We start from the raw sequence: 233 nt of genomic DNA, 5'->3' as shown, positions 1-233 counted from the left end.
GTCGCTTCGGCAGTTTCGGTGCGTGTCTGTACCGGTGCGCGCGCTGTATCGATGAGCGTCCGGTGGAGCCGGACCAGCCGGTGCAGTCGTTTTCGTCGGAGGATACGTTCGCGGAGGATCTGCCACTGGAGGCGTTGGAGCCGGCGATCGTGGGGCTGGCGGGCAAGACGTGGAACGCAACGCGGAAGACGGGCCGGGTGGGGCACACGGTGGTGTTGAAGTTGAAGACGTCG

The 233-nt window shown here is 65.7% G+C and carries 1 pseudogene; it reads left to right on the top strand.

From position 1 onward, the window contains the following. Positions 1-233, top strand: a pseudogene (locus tag KVS69_RS20675) (DNA polymerase IV); the annotation flags it as partial.

The organism is Stenotrophomonas sp. GbtcB23, from assembly GCF_019091045.1.
GTDB classification, from domain to species: Bacteria; Pseudomonadota; Gammaproteobacteria; order Xanthomonadales; family Xanthomonadaceae; genus Stenotrophomonas; species Stenotrophomonas rhizophila_A.
Note: the sequence above shows the minus strand (reverse complement) of the source record. Positions and strands in the feature narration are given on the sequence as shown.